The sequence below is a fragment of the Dactylosporangium sp. NPDC049140 genome (assembly GCF_040648435.1).
In genome coordinates, this window is the sequence record NZ_JBEZDS010000064.1 from 35423 (window position 1) to 49171 (window position 13749).

The 13749-nt window shown below is 74.1% G+C and carries 18 protein-coding genes; 13 read left to right on the forward strand and 5 right to left on the reverse strand.

The annotated features are described in order from the left end of the window. Positions 1-4: 4 nt before the first annotated feature. Positions 5-724, reverse strand: a complete 720-nt coding sequence (locus tag AB0B76_RS52115; protein WP_360391654.1) for a cobalt transporter — start codon at positions 722-724, stop codon at positions 5-7. Between the two features lie 116 nt (positions 725-840). On the opposite strand from AB0B76_RS52115, the gene AB0B76_RS52120 reads away from it, so the two are divergent. The 4 genes from AB0B76_RS52120 to AB0B76_RS52135 are packed head-to-tail and all read left to right on the forward strand — an operon-like array spanning position 841 to position 3523. Continuing rightward, positions 841-1158, forward strand: coding sequence for a hypothetical protein (locus AB0B76_RS52120; RefSeq protein WP_360391656.1), 318 nt, complete (start codon positions 841-843; stop codon positions 1156-1158). Continuing rightward, entirely contained in the window at positions 1155-2099 is a 945-nt protein-coding gene (locus AB0B76_RS52125; protein WP_360391659.1) for a PEP/pyruvate-binding domain-containing protein, read from the forward strand. Before AB0B76_RS52120 ends, AB0B76_RS52125 begins: the two co-directional genes overlap by 4 nt. Next, on the forward strand, positions 2099-2638 hold the full coding sequence (locus AB0B76_RS52130) for a transcriptional regulator (RefSeq protein ID WP_360391661.1): 540 nt from the start codon (positions 2099-2101) through the stop codon (positions 2636-2638). Before AB0B76_RS52125 ends, AB0B76_RS52130 begins: the two co-directional genes overlap by 1 nt. A gap of 9 nt (positions 2639-2647) precedes the next feature. Next, entirely contained in the window at positions 2648-3523 is an 876-nt protein-coding gene (locus AB0B76_RS52135) for an LLM class flavin-dependent oxidoreductase (RefSeq protein ID WP_360391664.1), read from the forward strand. On the opposite strand, the gene AB0B76_RS52140 is transcribed toward AB0B76_RS52135, so the two are convergent. Together AB0B76_RS52140 and AB0B76_RS52145 are read right to left on the reverse strand one after the other, a co-directional pair. Beyond that, positions 3514-3756: a hypothetical protein gene (locus AB0B76_RS52140; protein WP_360391667.1), complete on the reverse strand. Its 243-nt coding sequence runs from the start codon at positions 3754-3756 to the stop codon at positions 3514-3516. The two genes, AB0B76_RS52135 and AB0B76_RS52140, sit on opposite strands and share 10 nt — an antisense overlap. Then, on the reverse strand, positions 3753-4160 hold the full coding sequence (locus AB0B76_RS52145) for a cupin domain-containing protein (protein ID WP_360391670.1): 408 nt from the start codon (positions 4158-4160) through the stop codon (positions 3753-3755). The genes AB0B76_RS52140 and AB0B76_RS52145 overlap by 4 nt, the downstream gene beginning before the upstream one ends. Positions 4161-4262: 102 nt before the next feature. Here AB0B76_RS52145 and AB0B76_RS52150 point away from each other — a divergent pair, with 102 nt between their 5' ends. The 5 genes from AB0B76_RS52150 (at position 4263) to AB0B76_RS52170 (ending at position 7225) form a co-directional block, all read left to right on the forward strand. Beyond that, entirely contained in the window at positions 4263-4487 is a 225-nt protein-coding gene (locus AB0B76_RS52150) for a hypothetical protein (RefSeq protein WP_360391672.1), read from the forward strand. 69 nt (positions 4488-4556) lie between these two features. Then, positions 4557-5480 (forward strand): GNAT family N-acetyltransferase, encoded by a 924-nt coding sequence (locus tag AB0B76_RS52155; RefSeq protein WP_360391675.1) that lies wholly within the window; start codon positions 4557-4559, stop codon positions 5478-5480. A 103-nt stretch (positions 5481-5583) separates the two neighbouring features. Continuing rightward, on the forward strand, positions 5584-5835 hold the full coding sequence (locus AB0B76_RS52160) for an FAD-dependent oxidoreductase (protein ID WP_360391678.1): 252 nt from the start codon (positions 5584-5586) through the stop codon (positions 5833-5835). Between the two features lie 39 nt (positions 5836-5874). Continuing rightward, positions 5875-6024: an FAD-dependent oxidoreductase gene (locus AB0B76_RS52165; RefSeq protein ID WP_360391681.1), complete on the forward strand. Its 150-nt coding sequence runs from the start codon at positions 5875-5877 to the stop codon at positions 6022-6024. A 10-nt stretch (positions 6025-6034) separates the two neighbouring features. After that, positions 6035-7225, forward strand: a complete 1191-nt coding sequence (locus AB0B76_RS52170; protein ID WP_360391683.1) for an LLM class flavin-dependent oxidoreductase — start codon at positions 6035-6037, stop codon at positions 7223-7225. 43 nt (positions 7226-7268) lie between these two features. Here AB0B76_RS52170 and AB0B76_RS52175 read toward each other — a convergent pair whose 3' ends face one another. Next, on the reverse strand, positions 7269-9824 hold the full coding sequence (locus AB0B76_RS52175; RefSeq protein WP_360391686.1) for an FAD/NAD(P)-binding protein: 2556 nt from the start codon (positions 9822-9824) through the stop codon (positions 7269-7271). Positions 9825-9948: 124 nt separating this feature from the next. On the opposite strand from AB0B76_RS52175, the gene AB0B76_RS52180 reads away from it, so the two are divergent. The 4 genes from AB0B76_RS52180 to AB0B76_RS52195 are packed head-to-tail and all read left to right on the forward strand — an operon-like array spanning position 9949 to position 13141. Next, a complete protein-coding gene (locus tag AB0B76_RS52180; protein ID WP_360391688.1) occupies positions 9949-10440 on the forward strand; it encodes a carbonic anhydrase in 492 nt (163 codons plus the stop codon). Positions 10441-10482: 42 nt separating this feature from the next. Beyond that, on the forward strand, positions 10483-11454 hold the full coding sequence (locus tag AB0B76_RS52185; RefSeq protein ID WP_360391691.1) for a MetQ/NlpA family ABC transporter substrate-binding protein: 972 nt from the start codon (positions 10483-10485) through the stop codon (positions 11452-11454). A 3-nt stretch (positions 11455-11457) separates the two neighbouring features. Next, positions 11458-12480, forward strand: coding sequence for a methionine ABC transporter ATP-binding protein (locus AB0B76_RS52190; protein WP_360391694.1), 1023 nt, complete (start codon positions 11458-11460; stop codon positions 12478-12480). Between the two features lies 1 nt (position 12481). Further along, positions 12482-13141, forward strand: a complete 660-nt coding sequence (locus AB0B76_RS52195) for an ABC transporter permease subunit (protein ID WP_360391697.1) — start codon at positions 12482-12484, stop codon at positions 13139-13141. Positions 13142-13148: 7 nt separating this feature from the next. Here AB0B76_RS52195 and AB0B76_RS52200 read toward each other — a convergent pair whose 3' ends face one another. After that, positions 13149-13748: an isochorismatase family cysteine hydrolase gene (locus AB0B76_RS52200; protein ID WP_360391699.1), complete on the reverse strand. Its 600-nt coding sequence runs from the start codon at positions 13746-13748 to the stop codon at positions 13149-13151. Position 13749 lies beyond the last annotated feature (1 nt).

Here is a 13749-nt window from a genome sequence, read left to right on the forward strand (position 1 = left end):
GGCGCTACGCGACCGCCGCCAGGTGTACCGCCGCGACCGTGACCAGGCCGGCGCCGAACAGCGTGATGCCGCCCGCGGCCAGGACCGGGGTCAGCCGGCCCACCCGGCGCAGGGCGGCCAGCGAGCGGGCGTTGCGCGTGACGAGCGAGGTGCCGGCGACGGCCAGGGCGCCGACGGCGAACAGCACGACCGCCATCCCGAGGCCGAACGTGAGCACCAGCAGCAGCGCGAAGCCCGCGCGGCCCAGGAACAGGCCGGTGGCGAGCACCAGGAACGCCGACGGCGACGGGGTCAGGCCGCCGGAGATGCCCAGCAGCACCAGGCCGGGCCGTTTCCCGTGCTCGTGGTGGTGGTGCTCGTGCCCGTGGGCACGGAGGTGGCGGCGAAGCATCCAGATGCCGGTGGCTACGACGAGTACACCCGCGGCGATCTGCAGCCAGGTGGTGAGCGCCTCCATGCGGATCAGGCCGGACAGCGACAGGAAGGTCCAGGCCACGCCGATCACCAGGACCGACACGGTGTGCATGGCGGCGACCGACCCGCCGAGCCAGGCGGCGTCGCGGATGCGGCCGCGGGACCCGGCCAGGTACGCGGCGGCGAGCGTCTTGCCGTGCCCGGGCGTGACCGCGTGCCCGGCGCCGGCCAGGAACGCGAGCAGGAACGCGAGCGGGGCGATGCCGGGCGCGTGGACCAGGTCCTGCAGCCGGTCGGACAGGGATGGCACGGCCGCTCAGTGTGCCGAGCGCCGGTGATCGGCGGACGTCGCCCACGTGAACACTGACCCCGGGCCCGCATCAACATGTTGTTGACAAACAGATTGTTGAAGACGAGGCTGGGGCGATGGTACGAGGCCACGACCTGCCGCGGCTGCCGTGGCTCGCCGACGGGCAGCCGCACGACGCCTTCACGCTCATCCGGCAGGCGCTCTGGCTCGCCAACACCGACCGCGACGCGGTGGAGATCCCCGACGACCTGCTCGCCGCGATCGGGCTGCTCGCCGCGGCCCGGGCCGAGGTCGACCAGCTCGAGGCAGCGCTGCTGTTCGTGGCCCGCGCCGAGGGGCTGACCTGGAGCCAGATCGCGCCCGCGCTCGGGCTGCGGACGGCCCAGGCGGCGCAGCAGCGGCACGAGCGCGTGCTCGGGCGGCTCGAGCCGTGAGCGTCGTACCGCTCGCCGCGGCCGGCCCCGAGTGCGGCGGCAAGGCCCACGCGCTCGGCATCCTGCTCCGGGCCGGCCTCCCGGTGCCCGACGGGTTCGTCGTGACCGGCCCGGTCGACCGCGCGACCCTCGGCCGGCACCTCGGCGACCACCCCGTCGCCGTGCGCTCCTCGGGGCTGGCCGAGGACTCCGTCACCGCGTCGTTCGCCGGGCAGTACGAGACCGTGCTCGGGGCCCGCGGCGTCGACGCGGTTCTCGCCGCGATCGGGCGGTGCGCCGCCGGTACCGAACGGGCCCGCCACTACCGCGAACACCTCGGGCTCCCCGAGCGGCCGATCCCGGTCCTGGTGCAGGCGCTCGTCGCGGCCGACTCGGCGGGCGTGCTGTTCACCCGCGACCCGCGCGACGGCGCCGACGCGATCGTCATCAACGCCGCCGCCGGACCCGGCGCGCCGGTCGTCTCCGGCGCGGTGACCCCCGACGAGATCATCGTGACCGGCGCCGGCCCCGCCGAGTTCCGCGAGCTTGTCGCGCTGGGCCGCCGGTGCGAGGAGATCCTCGGTCGCCCGCAGGACGTCGAGTGGGCGATCCGGGGCGACCGGGTCTGGGTGCTGCAGTCGCGGCCGATCACCCGGCTCGGGGCCAGCCCCGGGCGCGCCCGCGGGCCGGCCCGGATCGTGCGCTCGGCCGACGACTTCGCCCGCGTCCGGCCCGGCGACGTGCTGGTGTGCCGCACCACCGACCCGGCCTGGACGCCGCTGTTCCGCGTCGCCGCCGGCGTCGTCACCGAGACCGGCGGGGTGCTGTGCCACGCGGCGATCGTCGCGCGCGAGTTCGGCATCCCCGCCGTCGTCGGCCTGGGCGGAGCCACAAGCAGATTCGCCGACGGTACCGTCGTGATCGTCGACGGCGCCGCCGGTACCGTCACGGAGGTCTCCTGATGCTCGTGCTGCACGCCGTGCGCCTCAAGGGGTTCGCCGACACCGCGACGATAGCGGCCAGGTTCCGCCTCGACCCCGGGCAGACCGAGGAGGAACTCCTCGACGCCGAGGCGTTCGGCCAGGTGGCCCGGTCCGCGTTCGCCGGCCTCAGCGGCTGGTCGCTCACCGAGCGCGGCCGCCGGCACAACGAGGCCCAGCTGCACGACGAGCTCGACCGCGCCGGCGCCCGCGCCGCCGTCACCGCGATCCACGACCGGTTCGTCCCGCTCAACGCCCGCGCCGCGGCCGCGTTCACGGCGTGGCAGCTCGACACCGACCGCAGCGTCGACGCCTTCCATACGCTCGCCGGCGCCCTGCGCGACCTCGAACGGGACCTGACCGCGCACCTGGACCGTTTCGCGGGCTACCACGAGCGGTTCACCGCCGCGCTGTCCCGCGGCGGGGAGTGGATCACCGGTGTCGAGGTCGACTCCTGCCACCGGGTGTGGTTCGAGCTGCACGAGGACCTCGTCGCCACGCTGGGCATCGCCCGCGCATAGGATCACCGGGTGCGCATCGGTGTCCTGCTCCTGCCCGCCGACCCGTGGCCGCAGACCGTCGCCCGGGCGCGACACCTGGAGTCGCTGGGCTACACGCACCTGTGGACTTATGATCATCTTTCCTGGCGGCGGTACCGTGACCAGGCCTGGCACGCCGCGATCCCGTGGCTGACCGGGCTCGCCGCGGCGACCTCCCGCATCCGCCTCGGCACGATGGTGACCTCGCCGAACTTCCGCCACCCGGTGACGCTGGCCAAGGAAGCGATGACGCTCGACCACATCAGCGACGGCCGCCTCACGCTCGGCATCGGCGCGGGCGGCACCGGCTTCGACGCCACCGTCCTCGGCGGCACGGCGCCGACGCCCCGGGAGCGCTCGGCCCGGTTCGCCGAGTTCGCGGAGGTCCTCGACGGCGCGCTGCGCGAGCCCGCCTACAGCCACCGCGGCCCGCACTACGCCGCCGACGAGGCCCGCACCTACCCCGGCTGCGTCCAGCGGCCCCGGGTCCCGCTGGCCATCGCGGCCGGCGGCCCGAAGGCGCTCGACCTGACCGCCCGCATCGGCGACGGCTGGATCACGTACGGCGACCCGAACGGCGAGGACAAGTCCGGCGCCGCCATCGAGGCCGCCGTACGCGCCCAGTCCGCGCAGCTCGACGAGCGCTGCGCGGTGCACGGCCGCGACCCGTCGACGCTCGCCCGGTACATCCTCACCGGCGAGACCCCGGACCGCCCGCTGGCGAGCGTGGACGCGTTCGAGGACTTCGCCGGCCGCTACGAGCGGCTCGGCTTCACCGACGTCGTCTTCCACGACCCGCGCCCGGGCGACCCGGTCCTGACCGACGACCCGAAGATCGTCGAGGCCATCGCGGAGCGCTATTTCTGACGTGCCAGGCCCTCTCCGATGCGCTCCGCCGGGGTCGGGCCGACCCGCTCCCCGAGGACCGCGGCCAGGTCGCGCAGCTCCGTCTCGGTGAGCCCGGTGTTGAGGGCGATGCCGAGGTGGGACCGCAGCTGCGGGTCCACGCCGTCGAGGGCCTCGCGCAGCCGGAGCAGCTCCCCGGATGCGGTGAACGCGGCGATGGGCCCGATGGCCCGCCGGCTCGGGCTGAGGGTCACCGCTGGTTCGCCTGCTCGTAGTCCTCGCCGGTGACCGGCTCCAGCCAGGTGGTGGGGTCGCCGCCGTCGGGCCTGGCCTCGAGCATGGCCAGGTGGCTCATGAACGTGCCGGTCGCGGCGCCGTGCCAGTGGTCCTCGCCGGGCGGGCAGACGACTGTCTCGCCGGCGTGGATGCGCAGCACCGACCCGTCGCGGGTGCCGACCAGGCCGACGCCCTCGGTCACGTGCAGGGTCTGCCCGACGGCGTGCGAGTGCCAGTTGGTCCGGGCCCCCGGGGTGAACCGCACGAGCGCGACCGTCAGGCGCGACGGTCCGGTGCCGTTGTAGATCGGCGTCATGTAGACGTCGCCGGTGAACGCCTGCGCGGGCGTCTTCACAGTGGGACGTACAGGTAGCAGCTCCATGTTGTCCATGGAACCGGCTCGTGCGCACCGGCGGGAGGGTTTGCCGTAGCAGGTAATGACAGAACCCCCATGCCGTTCACCCGGCGCCGTACCGTGACGGGCATGGACAACCAGGGCGACGTGCGCGAGTTCCTGGCCGGCCGGCGCGCCCGGATCACCCTCCGGCAGGCCGGCCTGCCGGACTTCGGCGGCACCCGCCGCGTCGCCGGGGTCAGCCCTGACTACTACACCCACCTGGAACGCGGCAACCTCTCCGGCCTCCTCGACGCCATGACCGACGCCCCCGCGTTCGTGCGCAACGGCCGGCCCTGTACTCGCCACCGGTGAGCGGCCCGCGCCCGCGATGGTGGCCGCCAGCCGGATGTACACGGCGACGAATGTCCATACGATCGCGGTATGGGTCTGTTGAGCAGGTGGCGCGGGCCGCAGCCGGTGAGCGGCGTGCGGTGGCGGAGCCTTCGTCCTCAGGACCGTGAGGCCATCATCGAGCTGGCCGGGCTGAGCGTCGCCGCCGACGGAGCGACCCAGGCAACGTACGCGCCCGAGTTCTACCTCGGCATGTTCGGCGCCCAGAGCGTGGGCGGCTTCGCCGGGGAGCAGCTCGTCGCGGCGGCGGCGCTGCCCACGCGGCTCGAGCCGACCATCGAAGGTCATGTGCATCCGTCGTACCGGGGACGCGGGCTCGGCGGCGCCGTGCTCGACTGGGCGCTGGCCCGGGTCCCGGCGGACGCCGTCGTGAAGGCCCCGGCGTTGACGGCGGAGAAGCAGCGGCTGTTCGAGAGTCGCGGGCTGCACCTCACCGCGGCCCTGGACCGCATGTGGCGGCCGCTCGGCGAGCCGGTCGAGATCGCCCCGCCGCCGCCCGGGGTGAGCATCGCCGCATGGGACGACGCGGACGGCTTCGGCGTGTACGCCGAGTCGTTCGCGGACCGGCCGGACAGTCCCTTCGCCCCGTCGGAGCGGCCCGGCCGGTCGTTCGAGGACTGGATGAGGTGGACCGGTGACATGGAGCTCGACGAGTCGCTCTCGTTGCTGGCCCGGGATGAGGAAGGCGCCGCGGTCGGCTTCGTGACGTGCTGGACGGGCGGGCCGGTGCAGGCCGGCACGGTCCCGGCCTGGCGGCGCCGCGGGCTCGGGATCGCACTGCTGAGCGCCGCGATGGCCGCGGTGGCGGCCCGGCCGGACTACGAGGAGGCCGCGGAGATCAGCGTGAACGCCGACAACGTCGCGGCCGTCCGGCTCTTCCGGCGCTGCGGGTTCCACCCCGACTCCCGCGAGGCGTACTTCACCGCCCGGCCGGAGACACAGCGGCGGAGGTGATTCGCGGCCCGGGACGCATCCGGCCGCGCGTCAGTCTCGCGCTTTCGCAGATTCCGTGTAATCCTATGGGTTAAGTAGACCTTCGGTCGAAGGGCCTGTACGGTTGCGGAACCACAGCTACGACGTCGAGATCGTCGGCGCCGGCGTGCACGGCCTGACCGCCGCGTACCACGTGGCCCGCCGGGGCGCGTCCACGGTCGTCTTCGAGCGCGGGCGCCGCGCCGCCGGGCCGACCGGGCTCAACCTCGACGGCACCGCCATCGGGGTGTGGGGCGAGCACGCCGGGCCCTACCGGACCGCGCTCGCGTACGCGGCCCACGCCGCCGGCTTCGGCGCCGCACGAATCCTGGGCTGAGGCGATGGACGCCGACGTCGTGGTGGTGGGGGCGGGGCGATGGGCGGCGCCCACACCACGACGCCGGATGCGAACTTCGTGCCCGACCGCCACGGCCCGCTCGTGGTGGCGACGGGCTTCTCCGGCCACGGCTTCAAGTTCACCCCCGCGATCGGCCGCATCCTGGCCGACCTGGCCCTGGACCGCTGAGAGGAACCACATGAGCACCACCCCCCTGGCCGTACTGGATCTGATCCCGCGCAGCAGCGGCGACGACACCGCGACCGCCGTGGCCAACGCCATCGATCTGGCCCGGCAGTCCGAGCGCCTGGGCTACCGGCGCTACTGGTTCGCCGAGCACCACCTCAACCCGGGCGTGCTCGGCGCCTCCCCGGCCGTCTCGATCGCGCTGGTCGCCGGGGCCACGAGCACCATCCGGATCGGCTCGGCCGGGGTGCAGCTCGGCCACCGCCAGCCGCTGGCCACCGTCGAGGAGTTCGGGCTGCTCGACGCGGTGTACCCGGGCCGGCTCGACCTGGGCCTGGGCCGTTCGATCGGGCGCCAGCAGCCGGCCGCGGACGGCAACGGCGCGGGGCAGCCGACGGCCGCGGCGGTGTCGGCGTACACGGCGAACCGGGGCGGCGCCGATCACGCAACCGAGCAGCGCACCGGCAACGGGCTGCTGCTGCCCAAGCAGTTCGACTTCAGCCGCCTGCTGGCCACCTCGGCGACGAAGGTGGCCACCCAGCTGCACCTGCTGCAGCAGCCGGGCGCGTACACCCCCGGCTACGACTCCCAGATCAGCGACATCCTTGCGCTCCTGGCCGGCGCCTACGTCTCCCCCGACGGGGTGGCGGTGCGTGCGTACCCGGGCGAGGGCGCCGCGCTCGAGGTGTGGATCCTGGGCGCGTCGGGCGGCTCCAGCGCGACGGTCGCCGGCGAGCGGGGCCTGCGGTTCGCGGCGTCCTACCACCACAGCCCGAGCACCGTCATCGACGCGGTCGACGCCTACCGGGCCGCGTTCCGCCCCTCGGCGGAGCTGGACCGGCCGTACATCTCGGTCTCGGCGGACGTGGTCGTCGGCGAGACCGACGAGCACGCGGCCGTCCTCGCGTCCGGCTACGGCCTGTGGGTGCGCAGCATCCGGGCCGGCTCGGGCGCGATCCCGTTCCCGACGCCGCAGGAGGCGGCCGCGCACGAGTGGAGCGCCGAGGACCGCGAGCTCGTCCGGGACCGGGTCGAGACCCAGTTGGTCGGCGCGCCGGCGACGGTGGCCGACAAGCTCGAGCAGCTGCGCGACGCGACCGGCGCCGACGAGCTGGCGATCACCACGATCACCCACGACCACGCCGACCGGGTGCGCTCCTACGAACTGCTCGCCGCGGAGTGGGCCCGCCGGGGGCACGCGTGACCACCGTCGACGTCCACACCCTCGAAGCCGGGCCCGCTGCCCCTCACGGTGCAGCGGAGCCCCGCGGCGTGACCGGCTCCCGGGCCGGCCCGTAGCGGCCGGCCCGGACCAGGGCGCTGAGCAGCGTGTCGTCGATGACCTCGCGCTGGGCGTCGCTGCCTCCGAGCCGGACCCACTCCCCGGTGCGGCGGGAGATCAGCTCGACGGTCAGCGCGTAGTCCCCGTTCACGTACGCGCTCAGCGCCCGCACGAGCGCGGCGACGAGGTCGAAGGCGGGGCCGGTGCGGCCGGTGGCGTACCGGCGCAGGGCCTCCAGCCCGGTCAGGTCACCCGCGGCGGCCAGCGCCAGGGCGGCGTGCAGGGCGATGAACGCGGTCCGCGGCTCGCGCAGCAGGCCTTCCGGCACGGCGCCGAGCACCGCCTCGATCGGCACCGGCTGCGGCGGCGCGCCGAGCACGTGGCAGCGCCACAGCAGCGACGCCGAGTCGACGAGCGCCCGGACCCCGCTGACCGACCGCGGCGACAGCCGGCCCTGGAGCCGGGCCGACACGCCCTCCCAGCGCTCCAAGGCGATCTCGTGCAGCGCCGCGTGCCAGGAGTAGTGCGCGCCCTGCAGCGCGGCGCGGCCCGGGCCCGCGATCCAGGCGTCGAGCCATTCGAGGCCGGCGCGGTGGTCGCCCGTCTCGTAGTACACGTGGCTGCGGGCGTGGGCCGCGTGCCCGCCGGCCGGGTCGGCGGCGAGAGCACGGTCGGCGAGGTCGGCGCTCTGGGCCCAGCGGTGCTGCTCCTGCCGTACGAACGCCAGGAGGCCGAGGTACCACCAGTCCTCGCCGTACACCGGGGCGAGCCGCTCGACGATCGCCCAGGCGTGCTGCGGCACCTGCGTGGCGCCCCCGAACGCGATCGTCGGGACGCAGGCGTTGACCACGAGCGCGTCGCGCGGGAACTCCTCGATGTGCGCGAGCAGCCCGGCCGGGTCGTTGGCCCGCACGCGCCCGGCGACGGCCCGCAGCAGGCTGCCGGTCCGGGCGTCGCTGCGCACCCGCGCGGCCGCCTCGGCCTCCTCCAGCGCGGAGCGCGCGTCGGCGCCGATGAGCCCCTCGACGGCCAGCAGCGCGCGCACGGTGTGGGCGAGCGCGAACGACGGGTCCTCGGCGATCGCCGCGGCCAGCGCCTCCTCCGCGCCCCGCTGGACGCGCAGGACCCGCCGCACCGCGTCGTCGAAGTGCTCGGCGGCGGGCGCGGTGGCGAGGACCGGCAGCCCGTACTGGTCGCGGCGGACCAGCCGGGCCGGGCCGCGGCGCGGTGAGGGCGTGTCGCCCAGCCGCTCGGCGAGGGCGAGGGCCTGGGCCCGGATCTCGGGGACCGCGGTGCTCTCCAGCAGCTGGCCGCGGCGCGTGCTCCCGAGCGTCCACAGGCCCGGGACCCGGTTGCCGTAGGCGTCACGCAGCTGCCCGTCGTCGGTGGTGGCCCAGCCCATGCCCAGGCTGCCGGCGGTCACGTACCCCTCGGCGAACAGCTGCTGGATGAGCGGGTTCGTGGAGCCGGCCAGGTCGGGGTCGGGCCCGGTGGTGTTGACGATCCAGCTGCCGGGCTCGGCGACGGCGATGGCGACCGAGGGGTGCTCGGTCGCGATCACGAGCCGGCCCGCGGACCGCAGCCCGGCGATGGCGTCGGCGACCGCGGGCGCCATGCGGTGCCGGGCGTTGTCCCAGCGGCGCAGGTCCCGGCGCAGGAACTCGCGCCGCTCGGCCTCGGGCAGCGCGGCCCAGATCGCCTGCGTGTGGGGGCGCATGCCGTCGATCGCCGGGCGCCAGTCGCCGGTCGCCGCGATCGACTCGCGGACGCGACGGTGCATCAGCCGCCGCAGCTGCTTGACGGTCGCGGGCAGGTCGGTGCCGTCCAGCGGCATCGGCGCCCGGACCTCGCGCGTGTGCGCGAACGGCAGCAGGCCGTTGCGCGACGTCGCGGTGATCGTGCCCCGGGTCCGGGCGCCGAGCGACACGGCCACGTCGACCGCGGTCAGCCCGGTGCCGACGATGAGGACCGGGTCGTCGGGCCCGACGTCGTCCAGCGCGCCCGGCCGCCACGGGTCGGCGACGAACCGTGGCTGATGGCGCAGGCGGCGCGGTACCCACGCCTGGGCCGGCGGCTCGATGCCGATGGCGAGCACGACCTCGGTCGCGACCACCGGCGCGGCCCCGTCGATGGTGATGCTCCAGCCGTCCGGCGTGCGGTGGACGCCGTTGGCCCGGCCCCGGATCAGGCGCACGTCGGCCAGGTCACCCCCGGCCGCCTCGGCGGCCAGGGCGGCAAGGTAGGCGCCGTAGGTGGCGCGGGGCGCGAACTCGTCGGCCGGCACGCCGCTCCAGCGCGTGAAGTGATCGGGCCGGTCGGGCCAGGCGCTCATCGCGCTCGCCCGGACGTTGAGCAGGTGCGCCGGGTCAGGCGTGCGGTACGCGGTGCCGCTGCCGATCTCGCCGGGGCCGCGGTCGATCAGCGCGACCCGGAGCCGGGCGGGCGCGAGCCGCGCCAGGTGCGCCAGGACCAGCGCCCCGGCCGCCCCGCCGCCGACGACCGCCACATCGACGTCACTCACGTTCCACCCACTGTCTCGACTGACTGGATAGGAAATGCTAAGCCCTGACCCGCCGGGACCCGTCGGCGGTTTGAGTAAGTAACCTACTTCTCCTATGTAAGTAGCCGGGTTTAGGGTCGGGGTCATGACCGTCACCGACGAACTGCTGCGCAACGCCGAGCGCTACGCCGCCGCCTTCGACAAGGGCGACCTGCCGCTGCCGCCGGCCCGCCACGTCGCGATCGTGGCCTGCATGGACGCCCGGCTCAACCCCTACGGGCTGCTCGGCCTCGATGAGGGCGATGCCCACGTCATCCGCAACGCCGGCGGCGTCGTGACCGCGGACCAGCTGCGCAGCCTGGCGATCAGCCAGCGGCTGCTCGGCACCACCGAGATCATCCTCATCCACCATACCGGGTGCGGCATGCTGACGTTCACCGACGACGAGTTCAAGGCGGCCATCCAGGCCGAGGTCGGCATCAAGCCGTCCTGGCCGGCCGAGGCGTTCGCCGACCTGGACGAGGACGTCCGCCAGTCGATCCGCCGCATCGCCGCCGACCCGTTCATCCCCCACAAGGACTCCGTGCGCGGGTTCGTCTACGAGGTCGAGACGGGCCGCCTCCGCGAGGTCGCCTAGAACACATTTTTCCTATCGATTTAGTCGACTATGGTTGCCGGCATGACCGAACCGAGCAACTCCCCCGAGCCCGATCCGTCCCAAGAGCCCCGGCTGCCCGCGCGAAGGCGCAGCCGCTGGCCGTGGATCGCCGCCGCGGCCGCCGTCGTGGTCGTGGCCGCCGTCGTGGCGGTGGCCGTGACCCGGGGCGGCGACGACGACAGCGGCGGCAAGGCCGCGAAGACCGTGCGCATCGGCGTCACCGACGCGTCCCAGCCGTACTGGAAGACCTACGCGGACCTGGCCCACCAGCGGCTGAACGTAACCGTGCAGTTCGTGAACTTCAACGACTACAGCCAGCCCAACCCGGCCCTGAAGGAGAAGCAGCTGGAGCTCAACGAGTTCCAGCACATCCAGTACCTGGCCAACTACAACGCCATCGCCCACGACGACCTGCAGCCGATCGGTGCGACAGCCGTTTACCCGCTGCCGTTGTACTCCCTGAACTACTCGTCGCCGGCGGCGATCCCGGCCGGCGCGAAGGTCGCCATCCCCAACGACGCCATCAACCAGGCCCGCGGGCTGCTGGTGCTGCAGGCGGCCGGCCTGGTGACGCTGAAGAACGGCGGCACCGCGTTCTCCAGCGCGGCCGACATCGACACGAAGAAGGTCGACGTCGTCACGCTCGACGCCTCGCAGACCGCCGGGGCGCTCAAGAGCGGCTCGGTCGCCGCGGCGATCGTCAACAACAACTACGCCACCAGCGCCGGCCTGCCCCGCACGGCGGCGGTGTTCCAGGACGACCCGGCGAGCTCGAGCGCGGCCCCGTACGTCAACATCTTCGTCGCCCGCGCGGCCGACAAGGACAACCCGACCTACCTCGAGCTCGCCGAGCTCTACCACGAGGCGACGGTGGAGCAGGGCGTGCAGCAGTCCAACGGCGGCACCGCCGTCTTCCGCAAGGTGGCCCCGGGCGAGCTGCAGTCGCTGCTCAAGACCGTGCAGGACCAGGCCGTCGCGGCGGGCAAGAAGTAGACCGTGCCGCACGTACGGCTCGACCAGGTCACGAAGGCCTTCACCCGGGGCCGCAACGGCGCCCGGGTGCTCGCCCTGGACGACGTCAGCCTCGAGGTGGCCGAGGGCGAGGTGTTCGGCGTCATCGGCCACTCCGGCGCCGGCAAGAGCACGCTGATCCGGCTCGTCAACGGCCTCGAGGCGCCGACGAGCGGGCGCGTGTTCGTCGGCGGCCGCGAGATCTCGGCACTGTCCGAACGGGACGTTCGCGGGGTCCGCCGCGACATCGGCATGATCTTCCAGCAGTTCAACCTGTTCCGCTCCCGGACGGTGGCGGGCAACGTGGCGTACCCGCTGAAGGTCGCCGGCGTGCGGAAGGACGAACGGGACCGGCGGGTGGCGCGGCTGCTCGACTTCGTGGGGCTGCTCGACCGCGCGCACGACCATCCGGAGCAGCTCTCGGGCGGGCAGAAGCAGCGCGTCGGCATCGCCCGGGCGCTCGCCACCGAGCCGTCCCTGCTGCTGGCCGACGAGGCCACCAGCGCCCTCGACCCGCGCACCACGGCCGAGGTGCTGGACCTGCTCGGCCGGGTCAACCGCGAGCTCGGGGTGACGATCGTGCTCATCACCCACGAGCTCGACGTGATCCGGGCCGTCGCCGACCGGGTCGCGGTGATGGACGGCGGCCGGATCGCCGAGACGGGCACGGTGTACGACGTGTTCGCCCGGCCCCGCAGTACCGCCGCCGCGGACTTCGTGCGGGGCGCCCTGCGGGACCGGCCCTCGAAGGAGACCCTGCAACGGCTGCGCCGCACGCACAGCGGGCGCCTGGTGAGCGTGGCGATCCGCGACCGGACCGGTCTGCACCTGGTCCGGACGTTCACGGCGCACGACGTGGCCGCGGACATCGTCTTCGGCGGCATCAGCGAGCTGCAGGAGCGGGCGGTCGGCAGCCTCACCTTCGAGCTGACCGGCCCGGCCGAGGGCATCGACGCGGCGCTGGCCGCCCTGCGCGCCGAGGGCATCGACGTGGCCGAGGAGGACTGACGTGGACGAGTTCGTCACCAACCTGCCCGTGTTCCGCGACGCGATCGGGCAGACGTTCTACATCGTCATCATCTCGGTCGTCGCCGGCGGCCTCCTGGGCCTGGTGCTCGGGCTGGCGTTGTACGCCACCCGCCCGGGCAGCCTGCTGTCCCACCGCGCGGTCTTCATCATCATCAACATCCTGGTCAACGTCGTGCGGCCGATCCCGTTCGTCATCTTCCTCACCGCGATCCAGCCGCTCATGCTCGTCGCGATCGGCACGACCATCGGCACGAACGCGGTCACCTTCGCACTGTCGCTCGCGGCCGCGTTCGCGGTGAGCCGCATCATCGAGCAGAACCTGCTCGCGGTCGAGCCCGGGGTCATCGAGGCGGCGCGCGCGGCCGGCGCCCGCCCGATCAGCATCCTGCTCACCGTGGTCGTACCGGAGGCGCTGGGCCCGGTCGTCCTCGGCTACACCTTCATCTTCGTGGGCGTCGTCGACATGTCCGCGCAGGCGGGCCTCTTCGGAGGCGGCGGCCTCGGCGACTTCGCGGTCACCTACGGGTCGCAGCGCTACAACTGGCCGGTCGTGTACATCACCGTCGCCACGATCATCGTGATCGTCCAGGCCGGCCAGTTCCTCGGCAACGCCCTGGCGCGGCGGGCCCTGCGCCGCTGAGACCGCGCTACGCGAGGGCCGCAAGCACCTCGGCGGTGCAGCGGACGGCGTCGGCGTACAGCGGCCCGGTGAGCTCGGTCGCGGCCCGCTGAAGGTCCATGGTGAACGCGGCCGTGGCGTCCTTGACGAGCGTCACGCCGTAGCCCAGCTCCATCGCGTGCCGGCCGGTGCCCTCGACGCAGCCGGGCGCGGTAAGTCCGGCGAGGATGACGTGCTCGATGCCGTGCCGGCGCAGGAGCAGGTCGAGGTCGGTGTGCACGAAGCCGTTCATGGCCCAGTGCTCGCCCGCGACGACGTCGCCGGCGCGCGGGCCGAGCTCGGGGTGGAACTCGCCGCCCGGGGTGCCGAGCTCGAACAGCCGCGCGTCGCGCAGCATGGCGTGCGGGCGCGGGGCGTGGGTCCAGCCGTCGACGTCGCCGGGGCGGTAGCGGCGGTGCGGGGCGACGAACACCGGCCGGCCCGCCGCGCGAACCCCGGCCAGCAGCGCGCGCAGGTGCTCGCGCAGCCCGACCGCCTCGGCGACGTCCCGGATGCGGGGCCAGATCCGGCCGTCGTCGGCGAGGAAGTCGTTGTAGGGGTCGACCAGGACCAGACCGGTTGCGCTCATG

Bases quoted from the DNA above. Each gene is read 5' to 3' on its own strand.
- AB0B76_RS52120 (WP_360391656.1), top strand. From the start codon at position 841: ATGGTACGAGGCCACGACCTGCCGCGGCTGCCGTGGCTCGCCGACGGG.
- AB0B76_RS52130 (WP_360391661.1), top strand. From the start codon at position 2,099: ATGCTCGTGCTGCACGCCGTGCGCCTCAAGGGGTTCGCCGACACCGCG.
- AB0B76_RS52145 (WP_360391670.1), bottom strand. From the start codon at position 4,160: ATGGAGCTGCTACCTGTACGTCCCACTGTGAAGACGCCCGCGCAGGCG.
- AB0B76_RS52150 (WP_360391672.1), top strand. From the start codon at position 4,263: ATGGACAACCAGGGCGACGTGCGCGAGTTCCTGGCCGGCCGGCGCGCC.
- AB0B76_RS52155 (WP_360391675.1), top strand. From the start codon at position 4,557: ATGGGTCTGTTGAGCAGGTGGCGCGGGCCGCAGCCGGTGAGCGGCGTG.
- AB0B76_RS52165 (WP_360391681.1), top strand. From the start codon at position 5,875: ATGGGCGGCGCCCACACCACGACGCCGGATGCGAACTTCGTGCCCGAC.
- AB0B76_RS52170 (WP_360391683.1), top strand. From the start codon at position 6,035: ATGAGCACCACCCCCCTGGCCGTACTGGATCTGATCCCGCGCAGCAGC.
- AB0B76_RS52180 (WP_360391688.1), top strand. From the start codon at position 9,949: ATGACCGTCACCGACGAACTGCTGCGCAACGCCGAGCGCTACGCCGCC.
- AB0B76_RS52185 (WP_360391691.1), top strand. From the start codon at position 10,483: ATGACCGAACCGAGCAACTCCCCCGAGCCCGATCCGTCCCAAGAGCCC.
- AB0B76_RS52200 (WP_360391699.1), bottom strand. From the start codon at position 13,748: ATGAGCGCAACCGGTCTGGTCCTGGTCGACCCCTACAACGACTTCCTC.